The sequence below is a fragment of the Bradyrhizobium sp. CCGUVB4N genome, assembly GCF_024199945.1.
Lineage (GTDB): Bacteria > Pseudomonadota > Alphaproteobacteria > Rhizobiales > Xanthobacteraceae > Bradyrhizobium.
This window is the reverse complement of record NZ_JANADP010000001.1, coordinates 5,726,006-5,745,433: the sequence shown is the minus strand read 5'-3', so window position 1 is coordinate 5,745,433 and position 19,428 is coordinate 5,726,006. Positions and strand designations below refer to the sequence as shown.

Annotated in this window: 19 protein-coding genes; 9 read left to right on the top strand and 10 right to left on the bottom strand. The window is 65.5% G+C overall.

The window, feature by feature from the left end:
* Positions 1–117 precede the first annotated feature (117 nt).
* On the bottom strand, positions 118–1,731 hold the full coding sequence (locus NLM31_RS26625; protein WP_254132170.1) for an OprO/OprP family phosphate-selective porin: 1,614 nt from the start codon (positions 1,729–1,731) through the stop codon (positions 118–120).
* 316 nt (positions 1,732–2,047) lie between these two features.
* Between NLM31_RS26625 and NLM31_RS26620 the strand changes: the two genes are divergently transcribed.
* The 3 genes from NLM31_RS26620 to NLM31_RS26610 are packed head-to-tail and all read left to right on the top strand — an operon-like array spanning position 2,048 to position 6,052.
* Positions 2,048–3,451, top strand: coding sequence for a DegQ family serine endoprotease (locus NLM31_RS26620; protein ID WP_254132169.1), 1,404 nt, complete (start codon positions 2,048–2,050; stop codon positions 3,449–3,451).
* Positions 3,448–4,785 (top strand): replication-associated recombination protein A, encoded by a 1,338-nt coding sequence (locus tag NLM31_RS26615; protein WP_254132168.1) that lies wholly within the window; start codon positions 3,448–3,450, stop codon positions 4,783–4,785. Before NLM31_RS26620 ends, NLM31_RS26615 begins: the two co-directional genes overlap by 4 nt.
* 52 nt (positions 4,786–4,837) lie before the next feature.
* Positions 4,838–6,052, top strand: a complete 1,215-nt coding sequence (locus NLM31_RS26610; RefSeq protein WP_254194183.1) for an RluA family pseudouridine synthase — start codon at positions 4,838–4,840, stop codon at positions 6,050–6,052.
* 185 nt (positions 6,053–6,237) lie between these two features.
* Here the strand turns inward: NLM31_RS26610 and NLM31_RS26605 are convergent, their stop codons facing one another.
* Positions 6,238–6,684 (bottom strand): hypothetical protein, encoded by a 447-nt coding sequence (locus tag NLM31_RS26605; protein ID WP_254194182.1) that lies wholly within the window; start codon positions 6,682–6,684, stop codon positions 6,238–6,240.
* Positions 6,685–6,772: 88 nt separating this feature from the next.
* Here NLM31_RS26605 and NLM31_RS26600 point away from each other — a divergent pair, with 88 nt between their 5' ends.
* The 4 genes from NLM31_RS26600 to NLM31_RS26585 all read left to right on the top strand — a co-directional run bounded on the left by NLM31_RS26600 (position 6,773) and on the right by NLM31_RS26585 (position 10,247).
* Positions 6,773–7,567, top strand: a complete 795-nt coding sequence (locus NLM31_RS26600; RefSeq protein ID WP_254194181.1) for an ATP12 family chaperone protein — start codon at positions 6,773–6,775, stop codon at positions 7,565–7,567.
* Between the two features lie 57 nt (positions 7,568–7,624).
* Entirely contained in the window at positions 7,625–9,253 is a 1,629-nt protein-coding gene (locus NLM31_RS26595) for a flagellar hook-length control protein FliK (RefSeq protein ID WP_254194180.1), read from the top strand.
* Positions 9,250–9,513 (top strand): EscU/YscU/HrcU family type III secretion system export apparatus switch protein, encoded by a 264-nt coding sequence (locus NLM31_RS26590; RefSeq protein ID WP_254132163.1) that lies wholly within the window; start codon positions 9,250–9,252, stop codon positions 9,511–9,513. Before NLM31_RS26595 ends, NLM31_RS26590 begins: the two co-directional genes overlap by 4 nt.
* A gap of 77 nt (positions 9,514–9,590) precedes the next feature.
* Positions 9,591–10,247 carry a carboxymuconolactone decarboxylase family protein gene (locus NLM31_RS26585; RefSeq protein WP_254194179.1) on the top strand — a complete coding sequence of 219 codons (657 nt, stop codon included), beginning with the start codon at positions 9,591–9,593 and terminating at the stop codon, positions 10,245–10,247.
* 160 nt (positions 10,248–10,407) lie between these two features.
* Here the strand turns inward: NLM31_RS26585 and NLM31_RS26580 are convergent, their stop codons facing one another.
* The 3 genes from NLM31_RS26580 to NLM31_RS26570 all read right to left on the bottom strand — a co-directional run bounded on the left by NLM31_RS26580 (position 10,408) and on the right by NLM31_RS26570 (position 12,635).
* On the bottom strand, positions 10,408–11,400 hold the full coding sequence (locus NLM31_RS26580; protein ID WP_254194178.1) for a dienelactone hydrolase family protein: 993 nt from the start codon (positions 11,398–11,400) through the stop codon (positions 10,408–10,410).
* 71 nt (positions 11,401–11,471) lie between these two features.
* Positions 11,472–12,068, bottom strand: a complete 597-nt coding sequence (locus NLM31_RS26575) for a hypothetical protein (RefSeq protein WP_254196266.1) — start codon at positions 12,066–12,068, stop codon at positions 11,472–11,474.
* 162 nt (positions 12,069–12,230) lie between these two features.
* Complete coding sequence (locus tag NLM31_RS26570) at positions 12,231–12,635, bottom strand: DUF4260 domain-containing protein (protein WP_254194177.1); 405 nt, start codon at positions 12,633–12,635, stop codon at positions 12,231–12,233.
* Positions 12,636–12,784: 149 nt separating this feature from the next.
* Here NLM31_RS26570 and NLM31_RS26565 point away from each other — a divergent pair, with 149 nt between their 5' ends.
* Both NLM31_RS26565 and NLM31_RS26560 read left to right on the top strand, forming a co-directional pair.
* Positions 12,785–14,317, top strand: a complete 1,533-nt coding sequence (locus NLM31_RS26565; RefSeq protein WP_254194176.1) for an acyl-CoA carboxylase subunit beta — start codon at positions 12,785–12,787, stop codon at positions 14,315–14,317.
* 116 nt (positions 14,318–14,433) lie between these two features.
* Positions 14,434–14,781 carry a hypothetical protein gene (locus NLM31_RS26560; RefSeq protein ID WP_254194175.1) on the top strand — a complete coding sequence of 116 codons (348 nt, stop codon included), beginning with the start codon at positions 14,434–14,436 and terminating at the stop codon, positions 14,779–14,781.
* A gap of 9 nt (positions 14,782–14,790) precedes the next feature.
* Here the strand turns inward: NLM31_RS26560 and NLM31_RS26555 are convergent, their stop codons facing one another.
* The 5 genes from NLM31_RS26555 to NLM31_RS26535 all read right to left on the bottom strand — a co-directional run bounded on the left by NLM31_RS26555 (position 14,791) and on the right by NLM31_RS26535 (position 19,415).
* On the bottom strand, positions 14,791–14,943 hold the full coding sequence (locus NLM31_RS26555) for a hypothetical protein (protein WP_254132157.1): 153 nt from the start codon (positions 14,941–14,943) through the stop codon (positions 14,791–14,793).
* 146 nt (positions 14,944–15,089) lie between these two features.
* Positions 15,090–15,728: a glutathione S-transferase family protein gene (locus NLM31_RS26550; protein ID WP_254194174.1), complete on the bottom strand. Its 639-nt coding sequence runs from the start codon at positions 15,726–15,728 to the stop codon at positions 15,090–15,092.
* Between the two features lie 83 nt (positions 15,729–15,811).
* Positions 15,812–16,633 (bottom strand): DUF2182 domain-containing protein, encoded by an 822-nt coding sequence (locus NLM31_RS26545; RefSeq protein ID WP_254132155.1) that lies wholly within the window; start codon positions 16,631–16,633, stop codon positions 15,812–15,814.
* A gap of 39 nt (positions 16,634–16,672) precedes the next feature.
* On the bottom strand, positions 16,673–17,329 hold the full coding sequence (locus NLM31_RS26540) for a DUF1326 domain-containing protein (RefSeq protein WP_254194173.1): 657 nt from the start codon (positions 17,327–17,329) through the stop codon (positions 16,673–16,675).
* 124 nt (positions 17,330–17,453) lie between these two features.
* Positions 17,454–19,415: an alpha/beta hydrolase domain-containing protein gene (locus tag NLM31_RS26535; RefSeq protein WP_254194172.1), complete on the bottom strand. Its 1,962-nt coding sequence runs from the start codon at positions 19,413–19,415 to the stop codon at positions 17,454–17,456.
* Positions 19,416–19,428 lie beyond the last annotated feature (13 nt).

Sequence of the window (19,428 nt, the reverse complement as noted above, 5' to 3'; positions counted from 1 at the left end):
GTCGCCCCGGCTCCTGTTTGGCAAGTACTGCAAGTTCGGGAACATAGTATCCGATTGGATACTATTACGCCGGGAGCGGCCTGTGCCGCTCCCGGCGCTTTTCGTCAGAACGTCACGTCAGAATGCGACCTGCGTACGCATTGCGATCGCGTTGAACGTCGAGCCCGTGTTTACCGCGGAGACGGCGCTCGCCTGCTTGGAGATGTCGCCATGCAGATAGTCGAGCATGAAGCGGACGTTGTTGTTGACGTACCAGTTCAGCGCGGCGGTGTAGATGGTCTGGCGTCCACCCGCGATGCCGGCTGCGGTCGCGAGCTGATCGTTCAGGTTCATCGTGCTCACGCGTCCGGCGATTTCCCAGGCACCCCAGCCGCCGCCGGCCAGTGAGAAGGGATTGGCCGGTTTGATCCCGCCATAGGCGGCGTTCGCGGCATTGTAGGCACGGCTCTCGCCGGTCAGGACGTAGCCGACCTGCGCGTAGCCGCCGTCGAATTTCAGGCTCGACGCGCCGAACGGCGGCAGGCCCGTATTGGCGGTGCGGTCGACGTTGAACCAGTAATATTCGCCCTGTGCGATGAACGAGCCATAGGTCGCAGCCGCCTCGACGCCGTAGACCTGAGCCCCGGAGACGTTGGCGATCGCGCCGGTCGAGATCAGCGTGGTCGGATCGATCCTAAGCTCCGGCCGGTCACTGAGCGTGAGCGTCTGCGCTTGCGTCACCAGATTGCGCGGCGGCTGGATCAGCCATTCCGCGTCCGCGCCGATATGCACCGAGTAGCCGTTGCCATTGATCGGGTTGCCGGCGATGCGCGCGACCGCGCCATATTGCTCACTGGAGCCGGGCGGAGTGACGCTCGACGCAGAGTGGATCTGGCCCGTGGTCGGTCCGGTGACATAGGCGCCCATCCAGAGCTGGTCATTCCACCAGCGGGTGCCGACGGCGGAACGGAAGTCACCGGCTGCGATGTTTTGCGCGATGATGCCGGCCGACGCACGTTCCATGAACATGATGTCGTTCGAGCTGGTGGATTCGTCCATCGTCCAGGCGATATCCATGATACCGGCTTCGATCGCCATCTTGCCGCCGAACGGCTTGAGACCGGTGTAGCTCAGATAGGCATTTTCGACGCCCGATGTCCCTCCGCCTGGCAGTGAGCCGGCCGCCGCGCCGCCGAAGCCGTCGGCCGAGCCGCCGAAGTCGTAGATCAGGGCATAGTTCCAGTCGCCGAAGAACTTGCCGACGACGCCGATGCGCGCACGGCGGAGGTTCTCGCCGTTATCGAGCTGTTGCGGCGTCGTCGCTGCCGTGTTGGGACGGTAGTTGTAACCGCCGACATCCCAGTGCACACGGCTCGTGATGGCCACACAGTTCTGCTCGTCTGCGGTGCAGATGGTCGGGCGGTTGTTCGGCATCGTCACCACGACGCCGGACGGAGCGACTGGCCCCTTGACCGGAATGGCTGCATTTGCGTTGGCGACGACCGCCTTCGCCTCCGAGCGCGCCTCGGCCTTTGCTTCAGCCTTCGCCTCTGCCCTCGTCTTTGCTGCGGCCGCCGTATTCGCGGCGGTCTGGTTCTGGAGCTTGTCGAGCTTCTGCTCCAGCATCTTCAGCTGCTGCTTCAGAAGCGCGATCTCCTGATCGCTGTTGCTTGCTGATTGTGCCTGGGCCTGCGAGGCCGCCAGTGCGCCGGCGAGACCAATCGCGGCGGCTGTCATTCTTGTCCTGCTCACGTCACCACTCCATCGGTTAGACCAACTTCCCCAAGTCGTAACGGGAGAGCCTAAGAAGGATCGATGACTGTCCCGCGACGGCGCGCCACGGCTGCAATGGTTCCGCCTGATGCAAATTCGCCGCAGCCGAATCCGCCATTGGGCAGCATGCAAGATGACGTGCATCATGCCAATGTGCGGCGCCTCCCAAATTGTCATTTTGCACGCGGAGCTTGCGTCCCGGCCACACTGGTAAGGGGCTGAATATTGCCGCCCGGCGCCCTTCTATTGGGGGGCGAACACGCCTATATTCCGGCGTCTTTTCCAAGAGGTAGGAATGTTTCGAGCGAACTGGACCGCCATCGTCACGGCATTGTGCATAGCCTTTTCGGCCCACTTCAATCCTGCTGCGGCGCAGGACCGTCGCGTCCCGTCGTCGCCGGCCGAGCTCCGGCTGTCCTATGCACCGATCGTGCAGCGGGTGCAGCCGGCCGTCGTCAATGTCTATGCCGCCAAGGTGGTGCAGAACCGCAATCCGCTGCTGGACGACCCGATCTTCCGCCGCTTCTTCGGCGGCGGCCAGCAGCAGGAGCAGGTGCAGCGGTCGCTCGGTTCGGGCGTCATCGTCGATGCCTCCGGGCTCGTCGTCACCAACGTCCATGTCATCGAGGGCGCCGACCAGGTGAAGGTGTCGCTGTCGGACAAGCGCGAGTTCGAGGCCGAAATCGTGCTGAAGGACTCCCGCAGCGATCTCGCGGTGCTGCGTCTGAAAGATACCAAGGAGAAATTTCCGGCACTCGAATTCACCAATTCGGATGAGCTGATGGTGGGTGACGTCGTCATGGCGATCGGCAACCCCTTCGGCGTCGGCCAGACCGTGACCCACGGCATCATCTCGGCGCTGGCGCGCACGCAGGTCGGCATCACCGACTACCAGTTCTTCATCCAGACCGACGCCGCGATCAATCCCGGCAATTCCGGCGGCGCGCTGGTCGACATGAACGGCCGGCTCGCCGGCATCAACACGGCGATCTATTCGCGCTCCGGCGGCTCGCAGGGCATCGGCTTTGCGATCCCGGCCAACATGGTGCGCGTCGTCGTCGCCTCCGCCAAGAGCGGCGGCAAGGCGGTGAAGCGGCCGTGGTTGGGGGCAAAGCTGCAGGCAGTGACCCCCGAGATTGCCGAGAGCCTCGGCCTGCGCTCGCCGTCTGGCGCGCTGGTCGCGAGCGTCGTCGCCAACGGGCCGGCCGCGAAGGCGGGCTTGAAATCCTCCGACCTCATCACCGGGATCGACGGCCAGGCCGTGGACGATCCCAATGCGTTCGACTACCGCTTCGCCACCCGTCCGCTCGGCGGCAGTGCGCAGATCGACGTGCAGCGCAGCGGCAAGCCGCTCAAGCTGACGATCGCGCTCGAGACCGCGCCCGATACCGGCCGCAACGAGCTCGTCGTCACCGCGCGCTCGCCGTTCCAGGGCGCGAAGGTCGCGAGCATCACGCCCGCGGTGGCCGACGAGCTGCATCTCGATGCCGATACCGAAGGTGTCGTCATCACCGAGCTCGGTGATGACTCGCCGGCCGCTCAGGTCGGCTTCCAGAAGGGCGACATCATCCTGGCCGTCAACAACCAGAAGATCGGCAAGACCGGCGACCTCGAGAAGGCGGCAGGCGTAAGCCAGCGGCTCTGGCGCATCACGCTGGTGCGCGGCGGTCAGCAGATCAACGTCACGCTGGGCGGATGAGTCCGAAGCGACCACAGGAGACGCCAACTCTCTTTGCCGCGGCGGGGCTCGATCACGAGGCCCCGCATCCGCTGCCGGATCGCTTGCGGCCGCGTGCGCTGTCGGAGGTCGTCGGCCAGGATCACATCCTCGGCCCTGACGGCGCGCTGACGCGCATGCTGGAGACGCGCACGCTTGGTTCGCTGGTGTTCTGGGGGCCGCCCGGCACCGGCAAGACCACGGTGGCACGGCTGCTCGCGGATGCGACGGACCTGCATTTCGAGCAGATCTCCGCGGTGTTCTCCGGCGTCGCTGACCTGAAGAAAGCATTCGACGCCGCGCGTGCCCGCCGCGAGATGGGCAAGGGCACGCTGCTGTTCGTCGACGAGGTGCATCGCTTCAACCGCGCCCAGCAGGATTCGTTTCTGCCGGTGATGGAGGACGGCACCGTCGTCATGGTCGGCGCCACCACCGAGAACCCGTCCTTCGAGCTCAACGCGGCGCTTTTGTCCCGCGCGCGCGTGCTGGTGTTTCGTTCGCTCGATGCCGCCGCGATCGAAAAACTGTTCGCGCATGCCGAGGAGGTCGAGGGTCGCAAACTCCCGCTCGACGAGGAGGCGCGCGCCGTGCTGGTGCGCATGGCCGATGGTGATGGCCGTGCGTCGTTGACGCTCGCCGAAGAGGTGTGGCGTTCGGCGCGGGCGGATGAGATTTTCAACGCCGCACAGTTGCAGGACATCCTGCAACGCCGCGCACCGATCTACGACAAATCGGCCGACGGTCATTACAATCTGATCTCGGCGCTGCATAAATCGGTGCGCGGCTCCGATCCCGATGCGGCGCTGTACTACCTTGCCCGCATGCTCGATGCCGGTGAGGATCCGCTGTTCCTCGCGCGCCGCGTCGTGCGCATGGCGGTCGAGGACATCGGGCTCGCCGATCCGCAGGCGCTCGTGATCGCCAATGCGGCGAAAGATGCCTTCGACTTCCTCGGCCATCCCGAAGGCGAGCTCGCGATCGCGCAAGCGGTCGTCTATCTCGCCACCGCGCCGAAATCGAATGCGGTCTACACGGCGTTCGGCACGGCGATGCAGGTCGCCAAACAGGCCGGCTCGCTGCTGCCGCCGAAGCATATCCTGAACTCGCCGACCAAGCTGATGAAGTCGGAGGGCTACGGCGCAGCCTACGAATACGACCACGACGCGCCCGACGCCTTCTCCGGCCAGGACTATTTCCCGGAAGCGCTGGGCCGCCAGACCTTCTACGACCCGCCGGAGCGCGGTTTCGAGCGGGAGATCCGCAAGCGGCTGGAGTACTGGGCCAAGCTGCGCAAGGAGCGGGGCGGCTCGCGCTAGAATCGGCCATTTCGCCGTGACGGGAGCCGGCTTTTAGGGTAGGCAGGCAAGCATGAGCCGCCGCATCAAAAGAACCAATCAAGAGCCCCGTTCGCGCGATGAGCGCAAGGAATCGCGCCCGTTCAAGGCACGGACCGCGAAGAAGGCCGGGCCGCGTCCGGGCGGCAAGCCCGGTGGCAAGCCGCCGCGCTTTGCGGCCGAGCGCGCTGAACGGCGTCCGCCCAGAGCGGAGCTGGAGAAGGCCGCGCCGGCAAAACCGGTCGAGGCGCTCCTGCCGACCAAGGTGCAGACCGTCAAGGTCACGGCCGACGAGAACAACATGCGCGTCGATCGTTTCCTCGAAGCACGCTTTCCCGGCCTGTCGTTCTCCCACATCCAGCGCGTCGTCCGCAAAGGCGAGCTGCGCGTCGACGGCAAACGCGTCGACAGCAAGGACCGGCTGGAGGAGGGGCAGAGCGTCCGCATCCCGCCGCTGAAGCTCGACACGCCGAAGGCTGTCGGCGAGCTGTCGGAAGGCGCGCAAAAGACGCTCGCCACGCTGAAGGAGATGACGATCTACGAGGATGACGACGTCCTCGTGCTGAACAAGCCGGCTGGCCTCGCCGTGCAGGGCGGCTCGGGCATGACGCGCCACGTCGACCAGATGCTGGAGGTGATGCGCGATTCCAAGGGCCAGAAGCCGCGCCTCGTGCATCGTATCGACCGGGAGACGTCGGGCTGTCTCCTGATCGCCAAGACGCGCTTCGCCGCCTCGCATCTGACCGGCGCCTTCCGCTCCCGCTCGGCACGGAAAACCTATTGGGCGCTGGTGCCGGGCCTGCCGAAGCCGAAGCAGGGCCGCATCTCGACCTTCCTCGCCAAGGAGGAGAGCGAGGACGACACCATCATGCGCATCGCGCAGCACGGCGACGAGGGCGCCAGCCACGCGGTGACGTATTACGCGGTGGTCGAGACCGCCGGCAACAAGCTGACCTGGGTGTCGCTGAAGCCGGTGACGGGGCGCACCCATCAGCTGCGCGCCCATATGGAGCATATCGGCCATCCCATCGTCGGCGATCCCAAATATTTCAACATCGAGAACTGGCAGTTGCCGGGCGGCCTGCAAAACCGCCTGCATCTGCTGGCGCGCCGCATCGTCATCCCGCATCCGCGCGGTGGCGTGATCGACGCCACCGCGCCGTTGCCGCCGCACATGCAGCAGTCGTGGAATCTGCTCGGGCTGGACGCGAGCCGGTTCGACCCGATCGAGAACGCGCCGGAGGAGTAGGCCGAGCTGCTTCCCTATCGTCGTCCTGGCGAAAGCCAGGACCCATTACCCCAGGGAGCAGTTCGACGAAGGCTTGTCGTCCGGTACTTCGATTTCGTCCTCTTGATACATCACGCGGTATGGGTCCTGGCTTTCGCCAGGACGACGGCGGAGTATTGGGCGACGAGCTCACCGCCACAACACGCTCAATTCCGAAACTGCTCCAGAAACATCCGCAAACTGTCGTGCGGGCTCTCGACATCCGTGATCAGCCAGCCCTCGGGCCCGTTGACCAGGATGAAGTTCAACGTCACCGGCCGGCCGAGATTGTCGAAGTTCGCCGCAACATAGGTCTTGTCGTATTGCCTGCGGATGATTGCGATTGCGACCGGGCCGAGCTTCCAGCTTTGGCTCTGCACCAGGAAATCGTAGGGCTCGGTGCGCGGGGCGGACCACGCCTTGCGCAAGGAGGGGTCGAAGAACTGCCGGGAGGTTGCCTCATCCCGCGGCAGGCCCTTGGATAGCTCCGGCGCGCCCTCGCCATAATAGCCGTAGATGTTGCGGACCAGCGATTCCGGGGTGCGAAAGCCGGCCTCGGCCGCGGCCAGCCAAAGCCCGGCGAACAGGGCCGCAATGCCCGCAAGTTCCCTCATGCCCGCTCGCTTTATCGGCCGCCGATCTTACCTTAAAAGCCGATCTTACTCTAAAAGGCTGCACTCGCGGCGGAGACCGAAAACTCACATGCGCGAATTGTTCGAAGAAGCAGCAGGCCAACCCCCACCGGATCCGCGGGAATCGGCGCGTGCGTCCGCACGGACGCCGCTGCGCAAGCGCTTCTACAAGGAGGCCGGCGTGACCGAGGCCGAGGGCGGCTTTGCCATCACGCTCGATGGCAAGCCGATCCGCACGCCCTCCGCCCGTCAGGTGGTTATCCCGGTGCGGGCGCTCGCCGATGCCGTGGCCGCGGAATGGGCGGCGCAGGGCGAGGCGATCGATCCCGTGACCATGCCGCTGACGCGGATCGCCAACAGCGTGGTCGAGGGGGTGGTCGACCGCGTCGAACTCGTCACGGATGACCTCGCAAAATACTTCGAGACCGACCTGCTGTTCTATCGCGCCGGCCATCCCGAAGGGCTGGTCGCCCGCGAGGCCGCGCATTGGGATCCGGTGCTGTTCTGGGCCGCGGAGGCGCTGGGGGCGCATTTCATCCTGTCCGAGGGCATCATGCATGTGAAGCAGCCGGACGAGGCGCTCCGGGCCGCCCGCGCTGCGCTGCCGGGGGATCCCTGGTCGGTCGCCGCCCTCCATATCGTCACGACCCTGACCGGCTCGGCGTTGCTGGCGCTGGCGCTGGCCCATGGCGTCCGTGACGCCGGCCAGGTCTGGGCCGCCGCCCATGTCGACGAGGACTGGAACATCGACCAATGGGGCGTGGACGAGGAGGCGGCTGCCCGCCGGGTGACCCGGTTGCGGGATTTCGACGCTGCCGTGGCGGTCCTGGCGGCGGTTAATCCGCCCGGGGCCGAAGGTCCTTAACGAGAGGTTTACGACGGGACCCTAGGGTGGGAGTAGCGCTCCCCGGGCTGCCCTAAGATGCCGACGCCGATAAGCTCGATCATACCCGTCAGTGCCGCCAGCCCCGTGGCTGATGCGGCGACGCCCGATCTCGTGCTCCAGGCCGGCAGCGTGGTCGACGCCAGGGTCGTGAGCGTGCTCGCCGACAATCTGGTGCGGATCGCAATCGCCAACCTCTCGATGGACGTCATGTCCGAGGTGTCGTTGACGCCAGGGCAAAATCTCCAACTCGCGGTATCGCAGAACGACGGCACCATCCGGCTGGCCGTCGTCAACGGGGCAGGCGGGGCGAGCGCGGATCAGGTCACGCTGACGCCGACCGCCGCGTCGCTGGTCGACAGCCCGTCGCTTGCGCCATCCGCGGCCACGGCGCGTAATCCGCTGACGCCGACGGAGCAGATCGCCGTCACCGTGGCTTCAGCCGAGGCGGTGACCAAGCAAGGCAGCCAGGCGCCGCTGTTCGCCAATCTGGCGTCCGTCGTGACCGGCAGCGAATTGCCGGCCGGCTTGAAGCAGGCCGTGCTGGACGTGCTGGCGCAACAGACACCGCTCAATACCGCTCTTGATGGCGGCGATATCGAATCCGCCTTCCAGAAGTCCGGCCTGTTTCTCGAGGCCTCGCTTGCCTCAGGCACGACGCCACCGTCAGGCGCGGTGCCGGATTTGAAGGCCGCGCTACTGGTGCTGCGTCAGACCCTGGCAGCAACATCAGGCACGCTTGAAACTGCCGCGCCACCGACGCCGGCCGTTGCGGCCGCAACGAGCGCCGTCACCACGCCGCAGGCCGCAAGCTCGCCGGCTCAAGCTGCCGGCAACGCAGTGCCGGCGGCGGTGCCTGACGCAGAGATGGCCCCACCGCCGCAAATGCAGCGCAACGCCAATGTCGTGGCCGCCGTGCTCGCGGACATAGCCGGCGAAACGCCGCAGGCGGCGCTGCCGCGGACGATCTCCCCAAGTCTGGCCGCGACCCTGCTGCAAGAGGTCACGCAAAACCTGCCGCGCCTGATCGGGAATGTTCAGGGCGCCACCAAGGCCGTGCCCGACGGCCACGCCTTCGAAGCGGCCGCGCGTACGACCACGCCTCCGCCGTTTCGCGGCGCACTGCCGTCGCCGCAAGCAATCGCCTCGCCATCGCTGACGCCGGACACGCCGCTCGCCGCGACCGTGCATCGCCTGCTCGACGATACCGATGCCGCGATTGCGCGGCAGACGCTATTGCAGGTCGCCTCGCTGCCCGATCGATCCGATGCCAGCGGCCATCGGATCGATCCGAGCGTGCCGCAGTGGAATTTCGAGATTCCGTTCGCGACCCAGCAGGGCACCGCGATGGCGCAGTTCGAGATCTCGCGCGACGGCGGCAACGAGCAAGCCGATCCCGCGAAGCGCGCCTGGCGCGCGCGCTTCACGCTCAATGTCGAGCCGAGCGGGCCCGTGCACGCGCTGATCACGCTCAACGGCGACAAGACCTTTGTGCGGATGTGGGCCGAGCGGCCGGCGACCGCGCAGCAGCTCCGCGCCGGGATCGGTGAGCTCAATCAGGCGCTGACCAGGGCCGAGCTCAAGCCCGGTGACATCATCGTACGCGACGGTACGCCGCCGCAGGCACCGCCGGCCCGCGCCGGTCATTTCCTGGATCGCGCCACATGAGCGATCCATCAAAGCTTGCCATTGCGCTGCATTACGAGAAGGGCACCAATGCGCCCGTCGTCGTCGCCAAGGGCAAGGGTACGATCGGCGAAAAGATCGTCGAGATCGCCAAGGCCAACGACATCCCGATCGAGGAGAACGAGATTCTGGCCGGCGCGCTCTCCAAGGTCGAGCTAGGCGAGGAGATTCCGCCTGATCTCTACAAGGCCGTGGCCGAGGTCCTCGTCTTCGTGCTGCGGCTGTCGGGCCGGGCGCGGTAGCGCATCAAGCTGGCGCGCAACGTACGGCTCGACTAGCATCCTCCGACCAAGCACAAGAAAAGGTCGGGAGGACACTCATGACATCAACGCCGCTCTGGCTGTCGTCGCTCACGCTGGCTGCGGCCGGCGGCTGGTTCGCCGCGACGATGTTTGCCGCACCGGCCACCAGCAAGGAGCCGCGCTTTCCGCAGCTCACCATGGACCAGCTCGACGCCACGCAGAAGCCGCTCGGCGAGCAGATCATGAAGGTGTCGAGCGTCGGCATCGGCGGACCCTATAATCCCCTGATCCGCAGCCCGGTGCTCGGCCAGCGTCTGTTCGACCTCTGGCATTATCTGCGTTGGGAAACCTCGGTCCCGACCAAGCTCAACGAGTTCGCGATCATCATCATCGGCCGGCAATGGCGCTCGCAGGTGGAATGGTTCGCGCATGCGCCGCTGGCGGCGAAGGCGGGCCTGTCGGCGGACATCATCGCCGAACTCAAGGCCAACAAGCGGCCGTCCAACATGGCCGAGGACGAGGCCATGGTCTACGATTTCGTCACAGAGCTCACCACGACCAGGAAGGTCACCGACGAGACCTATGCGCGCGCCAAGAAGATCCTCAACGACCAGCAGATCGTCGATCTCACCTCGCTCACCGGCAATTACGTGATGGTGGCGATGCTGCTCGCGATGGCCGAGGAAACGGTGCCGCCTGACAAGCAGGAGCCGTTCAAGCCGGGTGAGCCGTAGGGCTCCATGCGAGATCCCGTAGGGTGGGCAAAGGCGCGCAGCGCCGTGCCCACGATCTCTCTCCGCGTTTCGGTGGGCACGCTTCCGCCTTCGCTCTTCGAGCTACGGCGGACAAGTCGCTTTGCCCACCCTACGACATCGGTGCAAATCGGGCTGCTCCTCACCCCAGCTTGAACAGCGCCTGCAAAAATTCCACCACGGCCTTGCGCGACTCCGCAGCCGTTGTGGGATTGCCGCCGACATGCGGGTTGAGCTCGATGCAAGGGTCCTTGTAGGTGAAGGGCGTGTTGGTATCGCCGTTCATCAGCAGGCCGCCGTCACCTTCCTTGATATGGCAGTTGCGCACGGTCTGCGCGTTGGCGGACACCGTGACCGTGTTGACGCCGAGCAGGCCGCTGTCAAAACCATGGGCGCTGTCGGGGTATTCGGTCAGCACCACGTCGCGGCCCGCCGCCTTGAGCCGTTCGACGAAGGCCTTGCAGCTCTTCACGGGATTGTAGTCGTCGGGCGTGCCGTGGAAGATGCGGATCGGGCGCGCCTCGACCTCGGTGTCGGTCTGATACGTCGTCGAGCAATCCGGATAGAACGGAATGTAGGCGGCGAACTGCACGCCGGACTTGTTCCAGAGCTTGTTGAAGCGATCGAGACTGGCATAGAGCGTCGCCTGGCCGCCGCGCGAAAATCCCATCAGCACGATGCGGTCAGGATCGACGCGGGGATGCTTCGCCAGAATCTCCAGCGACCGGTAGATGTCGATGATCAAATTGAGCCGGCCGAGCAGGGCCTGGTTCGGCCCGGTCACCGTCAGCCCGCGGCCGGTAAAGCCGTCGATCACGAAGGTCGAGATGCCCATGGCGTTGAATTCGTGCACCCAGGCTTCCGTGGTGGCACCGACGCCGCTCGAGCCGTGCATCAGCACCACGACCGGCATCTTGCCCGACCCTTGCGCGACGCGGAATTCGCCGGCCACCGTGACGGGCTTGCCGGCCCCGGCATCGCCGCTGAGGAATTGCTGGTCGGAAAGGGTGAGCGACGAGATCGGGAAGATCTCGGTCCGCGCCGGGGCATCCTTGGGAAGCGATTGAGCACCGGCAAGCGCGGTTGAAACGCAGAGCGCAACGAGCGTGGCAACGACGCGGAATGCCGTCGGCATCGGATCCTCCCTTATGATTTTTGGGAAGTAGATCAACCGGAATGCGCGCTGTCAATTTTCGCGCGGGCGCGTCACGCCTTGTCGGCGGGCTTCTTTGCCGTCAGCGCCTGGTCGATGGCGAAGCCGCCGATCTCGCTCATCGCCTGCGAGATCACGTCGCCCTTCCGCGCGAAGCCGCTGGAGAGATAATCGAACTGGGTGCGCGCCAGCCGCAGCACCTCGATCGGCACGGAGATCACGGTCTCGTTGAAGGCGTCGACGGAGGCACGCAGCGTGTCGAGCTCGGTGGTGAGCTTGCCGATGTGGCTTTCCGCATGCTGCATCAGGTCGAGCAGCCTGCCGCGCTCGCTGTCGAATGCGGCCCGTTCGGCGGCCGCAGCCGCCGTCACCTCGGCAAGCTGCGCCCGCAGCGCCGCGATCTGGCTGACCATGGCGTCGGAGGCGAGTTCGGTGGCTTCGCGCAGCTCCACCAGGCGCTTGTTCTCTTCCTGCTGCTGATGATAGAGCCGCTCGGCCGACATCGCCCGCTGCGCTAGCGACTCGATCAGGCTTGCCGCGCGCAGCAGCATCTCGCCGTTCCGCCCCGACACCATGCTGGCCATCCGCCGCAGGAAGTCGGTGGTCTCGGACGCGCTGTTCGGAGGCAGGGGAACGACCTTGGCGGACATGAGGTGATGCTTGCAGCCGGACGTGATGACCGCCGCCGTACCGACTGAGCTCACGCAACATTCGGCGCCTGATCGTAAGCCCGAGCAAGCCTGAATCGCCGCGCCGGGTCAACCGATCAGCACGGGCAAATCGCGCTCATCCCGCCGCGGGTGCCGCGCAGGTCAGGCGTTTTTCTGCCGCCCGATCCGCCCCAGATGGGTGAAGCCGAACCCTGCGGAATATTTCAGGCCATAGCCCAGCGCCCGGTCGATGCCGATATGGGCAAGCCAGATCAGGGCGATGGACAGGGTGAGCGGCGAGGCGAGGCCGAAACCGAACGTCAACAGCGCCACCGGCGCCATGTAGCTGTGGGCGGCGTTGTAGATCAGCGCGCCGAATTTGGCGTCCGACAGATAGGCCAGGAAGCTCAGATCGGGGACGAAGAAGAGCAGGGCGAACACCCACCAGGACCCGCCCCAGGTCGCGTAGAGCATCACCATGCCTGCGAACAGGGTCAGGCCCTCCAGCCGAAGCATGATGTTGACGCCGCCGGTTGCAGCCCCGGTCTCGGCCGCTCTCTCGTCCATGGTCGCCTCCCAGGCAAAACTTTGTAATTCCTTGCGCTTTCACGCTGCGGCAAGGCAGCCCTGCGGCGCCGAAAGCCGCTTCCCGGTCCGCAAAATGCCGTGTTAGAACCCCCGGCAATCGCATTTAGGCTAAGAACTGGCGGGAGCAAATGAAGAATATCCTGGACGCCCTTGAAGACCGTCGTGCCGGCGCAAAGCTCGGCGGTGGCGAGAAGCGCATCGAGGCGCAGCACGCCCGCGGCAAGCTGACCGCCCGCGAGCGCATCGAGCTCCTGCTCGACAAGGGATCGTTCGAGGAGTTCGACATGTTCGTCGAGCACCGCTCCACCGAGTTCGGCATGGAGAAGAACAAGGTGCCTGGCGACGGTGTCGTCACCGGCTGGGGCACCGTCAACGGCCGCAAGACGTTTGTCTTCGCCAAGGATTTTACCGTGTTCGGCGGGTCTCTCTCGGAGACGCACGCGCTGAAAATTACAAAACTCCAGGACATGGCGATGAAGGCACGGGCGCCCATCATCGGCCTCTATGACGCGGGCGGCGCCCGCATCCAGGAAGGCGTCGCCGCGCTCGCCGGCTATTCCTATGTGTTCCGCCGCAACGTGCTCGCCTCGGGCGTGATCCCGCAGATCTCCGTCATCATGGGCCCCTGCGCCGGCGGCGACGTCTATTCGCCGGCGATGACCGACTTCATCTTCATGGTGAAGAACACCAGCTACATGTTCGTCACCGGGCCCGACGTGGTGAAGACGGTGACCAACGAGGTCGTCACCGCCGAAGAGCTCGGCGGCGCCTCGGTGCACGCCACGCGCTCCTCGATCGCGGACGGCGCCTTCGAGAACGACGTCGAGACGCTGTTGCAGATGCGTCGCCTGATCGACTTCCTGCCGTCCAACAACAGCGACGGCGTGCCGGAATGGCCGAGTTTTGACGACATCGGCCGGATCGACATGTCGCTCGATACGCTGATCCCGGACAATCCGAACAAGCCCTACGACATGAAGGAGCTGATCCTGAAGGTCGTGGACGAGGGCGATTTCTTCGAGATCGCCGACATGTTCGCCAAGAACATCGTCACCGGCTTCGGCCGCATCGCGGGCCGCACCGTCGGCTTCGTCGCCAACCAGCCGATGGTTCTGGCCGGCGTGCTCGACTCCGACGCCTCGCGCAAGGCCGCGCGCTTCGTCCGCTTCTGCGACGCCTTCAACATTCCGATCGTCACCTTCGTCGACGTGCCGGGCTTCCTGCCCGGAACCGCGCAGGAATATGGCGGCCTGATCAAGCACGGCGCGAAGCTCTTGTTCGCCTACTCGCAGTGCACCGTGCCGCTGGTCACCATCATCACCCGCAAGGCCTATGGCGGCGCCTTCGACGTCATGGCGTCGAAGGAAATCGGCGCCGACATGAACTACGCCTGGCCGACCGCCCAGATCGCGGTGATGGGCGCCAAGGGCGCGGTCGAGATCATCTTCCGCTCTGACATCGGCGACCCCGACAAGATCGCCGCCCGCACCAAGGAATACGAAGACCGCTTCCTGTCGCCCTTCATCGCAGCCGAGCGCGGCTACATCGACGACGTCATCATGCCGCACTCGACCCGCAAGCGGATCGCAAGGGCGCTGGCGATGCTGAAGGACAAGAAGGTGGAAGCCCCGGCGAAGAAGCACGACAATTTGCCGTTGTGAGGGGGCGTAGTCGTGTAGGGCGGATTAGCGAAGCGTAATCCGCCATCTTTTTCGATAATGCACGCGGCGGATTACGGCTGCGCCTAATCCGCCCTACAATCGGTATCCAAAATCCGATGACCGAAGACGATCCGACCGACGAAATCTCCGACATCGAAGATCGGATCGAGCGGCTCGCCGAGATTGCCGAGCGCTGCCGGAAGTACATATTGGCGTCCAAGATCGCGATCGGCAGCGGCGCGGCGCTGCTCCTGGTCACCATCCTCGGGCTGTTTGGTTTTGGTCAGACTGCCGCGCTCGGATCGATTGCCTTGGTGCTGGGCGGGATTGTATCCCTCGGCTCGAACATCAGCACGTTGCGGCAGACGGACGATGCGATCGGTGCTGCGGAGGCGCGACGTTCGGCGTTGATCGGCAGGATCGATTTGCGCGTGGTTGCCGATACGCCGATGAAACTGGTGTAGCGCGCTGCCTTACGCAGCAGTCTTGAGAGACAGAACCTGCATTTCCGCGCGGCATTCGGCGGCGAACGCCTGAAGTCGTTCGGCGGCTTGTTGGTCGAGGATCGCCTTCGCGAGACGCTCGGCGCGGGCGACTTGCTCTCTGAGATAATCGATGCGGGCCATGTGTCACCTTCCGCCGGGATAATTTGAGGCAAATTGCTTCGTTCCAGTGGCCGTAAGCGTATGGCTAACCACGGGTTAATGATGTGCGGTAGGCCACACCGACAAGGGGAGGGCGGATCACGGCTTCGCCTAATCCGCCCTAAGGATTAGGCACGCGCTGCATCTGCCGCTGCGAAATGCGCCATCTGGTCGTCCCGCGCCTTGGCGAATGCCGGGCGGCCCGTGGCACGCGCGACGTAAGCGGCACAGGCCGGACTGCCGGCGAGCCCGTCGAAACGCTCGACGATGCGCAGCACGTCCGCCATCAAAATGTCGGCGACGGAGAAGGTGCCTACCAGCCATTCGCGATCGGCCAGCACCGCTTCCATGCGCTTGAGGCGAAGCTCAATGAAGTTGTCGAAGAATTTCGAGCCCGGCTCGCCCATGAACTTCAGCATCGTCCAGGGCAGGGTCGCCATCTCCACCGAATTGAGCGCGCCGAACACCCATTCCGTTACATCACTGCGGCCGCGCGGATCTGATGGCATTAGCTTCTCGCTGAGCCCGCCGAGATGTAGCAGGATTGCGCCGGTCTCGAAGATCGAGAGATCGCCATCGGTCAGCCATGGCGCCTGGCCGAACGGCTGGTGCGCCAGATGCGCTGGCCCGCGGTCGTCGAACGGCGTGCTGGCAACGCGATAGGGCTGGGCACCTTCCTCGAGCGCCCAGCGCACCCTGAGGTCGCGGACATAGCCGCGCGGCGGTGGGGGAACCCAGTCGTAGGTGATCAAGGTGAGGTCGGGCATGTGGCGTCTCCGTGCTGTCCTAGGCATAGGACGGATGAGGGACGGGCGATCCGACATGGTCGTAATTTTTTTCGTCGCGCCGCTCAGTGCAGCGACGACACCAGTAGCGAGGCGCCCGCGACACCACATGCGAGGCCGGCCGCCCGCGCGACCCATCGTCCGGCCGGCGTCAGCTTCTCCAGCAGGACGAGTAGCGCCAGCAGCGCAATCCAGAGCACGTTCATCACGCCACCGATGAACAGGAGCGCCATCAAAAGCCAACAGCAGCCGACGCAATAGCCGCCGTGCCGAAATCCCAGCAGGAGGCTGCCGCGCGCATTGTCGCGAAAGCCGCCGTGGCGCATCAGGAACATCAGCGGCGACTGGCACTGGACGAGGCAGGTGTCCTTGATCGGCGTCCACTGATAGATGCCGGCCGCGATCAGCACCAGCGCGCCGATCAGGTTGTTCGCAAGGGTCATCCGGGAATCCAGGAGCGCCGCCCGCTCGACCAGCCATTGCAGACAGGTCGCGACCAGCGAAAACCCGGTCCAGGCGAAGAGATAGCCGGCCGCAAACCATCCGGTTGCCACAAACGGCCGACCCTGGGTCTGCCACTGCCGGCCCACGCGGGCGTACATCAGGATCATGGGCGCGGCCGATGGCGCCATCATGCCGATCATCATCACCGTCCACATCAGCAACACGTAGGCGAACTCGATCGTCCTCCATGGCTCATCAGCCGGCAGCATGATTGCGATCCCGGCCGGGATCATGCGGTAGCCGGTCATGTCCATGCCGCCCATGTCCATGTCGTCGGCAAGCCAGAGCACATAGGCCCATGCCAGCACGACGATGATCGCGATCGCGCCGCCGACGATCCAGCGGTCGCGCCGCAGCACGGTTTCGATGGCGCTGTTGGTCATGTGCGATGCGCGTCACCGGCCGTCGCGCGAACGGCCGCGTCAGGCCTGGTTCGACCACTGGATCGGCGCATAGAGACCGTTCCTGCCCGAATTGTCCCAGCGCATGCCATGGTCGCTATAGGTGTTGTCGGTGGCGCCGACCGCCATCACCATCCTGTCGGGGCTCACGGGATGGCCGATGTTCGCCCACATCTCTCCGCTCGGATGCATGGTCGGCAGCGGGTCGACAGACATGTGCAAAATGCCCGGGATCTCCGCCGATCGCGTCTTGCCGTCGATCCGGAACGTGATCGGGGCCTTCTTCACCCCGAGGTTCTTGCTGATCAGCGGCGTGAACGCGGCCATGGGACCGCCGGCGGTGCCGCCGAAGATCGCAGCCAGCGCCTCGGTCTGCCGATCATCGGCGCGCTCGTCGACATAGGTCGCCTGCGACCAGTTTCCATCGGCCATGATTCCGGGTGAATGGAGGACGACGAAAACGTTGAGGCCGTCGAGAGTGGTTTCGCCGTAGCGGCCGCTCTCGATGTGGAAGACCAGCGGCACGTTGCAAAAACCTTCGGTTGGCCGCGCAGTCAGCGGCGGACCCGCCGACACCAGGCACGGGCACACGATGCTGCAACTGCAGTTCTCGAAATAGTCACCAGAAAGATTCCAGGACACTTGAGACGAGACCTGAGATGAGACCTGGTCCACCATCGCTCTCTCCCGCTAGGCCGAACCGCTTCGAACCCGCTACCTGTGGTGGCAGGCTACGCCGCGTGCTGCGGAACCGCAAGGCAACGCGCCGATCAAGCTGGTGTGATGCGCCGGCTGGCGGGTGTCAGTACGGCCCGAGCTTCGCGAGCTTGCCTTGCTTTGCGGCTTCCACCGCGCGCTCGGCATCCTCCGGCAGCAATATCCGCTCGGCCACTTGCCTTGCCGCCTCACGCTTCACCGCAGCCACATACGCGCCGTCGTCGGCATAACGCTCCGCAATCGACAGCCGGGGATCGTGCACTTCTTTCCGCGCGGCTTCGGTCGGTGCGAACGGCACGACCGCGCCCTGCAAGGGATAGAGCGCCGTCGGGCCAAATCCGATCGCGCGCGGATTCCAGGCGGTGTAGGTCGCGCGCGGCACGGCGAGCGCGAGCTGGCGAATGCCTGCGATGGCCATGCCGTCATCGTCGGCTTTGGGCACGAACACGGGATAGCGGCCGATCTCCTTCGGCGGCAGCACGCTCTGGTCGGAGAAGGCGGCGAGCGTGTGGATGCCGGCATAGGGCAGGCCGGGGATATCCGTCGGCACGGCGCCTTTCGCCGCAACCAGCGTGCCGTGCGCGCGCATGGGGACGCGGCTTGCGGGCGGCCTGGTGCCGTCGCTGATCCAGGCGTTGAGGTCGGTGAGCAGCGCGCGCATCGGCCCGCCTGCATGCATCGGGTTCTGCGGCAGCGACATCGCCGGCAGGCCCTTCTTCATCACATCAGTGGCTTCCGCGAAATGCGGTGTGCCCGCGATCATGTAGGCGCGGACGTTGTCGGGCAGGTCGAGGTGGTTGCCGGCGAGATCAGTCACGAGCAGCGATGCGTGCGAGGCCCACCATTCGTGCTCGCTGTCGGTCTGCATCACCTTGGGGCAGGTGACGGAGAGCGAGCAGCGGCGCAGCACGCCGTCGGTCTTGCCGGAATAGGGATCGCTGAGCGTCGCATAGGTGAAGGGAAAGAGATCGGCCTGCCACGCCGGATCCTGCATGTGGCGCGGGTTGCGGCCGGGCTGGCCGAAGCGGACATTGGTTGCCATGCGCCGCGTGCCCGCGACATGCGGCATCAAGCCGTCGAACACCATGCGTCCCCCAAGATCCTCGTTGAAGCCGAGATAGAGGAAGTCGCGCAGGAAGCGGCCGGATTGCGAGACGCCGAAGCCGATGGCGCGGCTGATTGACGGATGCAGGCCGTCGAGCAGCGGGTTGGCCTGCGTTTCGTCGTGGCGAAGGAAACTGACGACGTCGCGCACGGCGGCATAGCCCATGCCGAGCGGGACCGGATCGCGCGCGGTGTAGGTGATCTCGTAGAGCGCGCCGGCGTCAAAACCGTCGGGGCGGATGATCTCCACGGTGTTGGGATCGACCAGCTTTGCGGAGAGACCTGGCGGCGTCTGCCGCGCATCGGCCCAGGCGGCGCGCACGGTGACGTTGAGGTTGGCGGCATCCGCCGCGGGCCAGGTCAGCGTCGCGCGAGCCGGGCTCGCCGTCGAGTCAAACACGAATTCTTCGCGCGCAGGACCGCTGATGTTCTTGATCACCGGTGCCGTCATCGCGAGCTGCCCCGGCTTGGAGGGAATGTCGCCCTGCCAGCCGACCCAGACCATCGTGAAGCCCTGGCGGTGCAGGAAGCCGATGCCGGCGTCCTCGGCCTTGTCGGCGTTGTTGGCGCCGGGCTGGGCGGAATCGTCGAACAATTGCGGCGCGAGTTTTCTGCCGCGATTGGGCACGTCCAGCAGCAGCGTGCCGTTGCCGTGCGCAGGATCGGTCGGCCGCAGGATCACGACATCGGCGGTGGCTTCCACCTTGCCGTCGGCGTTACGCGGTGCCAGCGCCAGATCGGTGATGATGGCGTTGCGGTCGTCGGCCGGGTTGAGCGCGAAGGTCGCGCGCGCGGTGATGCGCTCATAGGTGCCGACATTGCCAAAGCTGCGCCCGGCGAAGGCGGGCACGCGCTCGGTGATATCGAAGCGGACGATCTCGGCGCGCGAGGCGAGGGGAAGGAGGCCAGCGATCGCGATGATGCCCGTGATGATCCTGCGCATGGCGGTCCTTCCC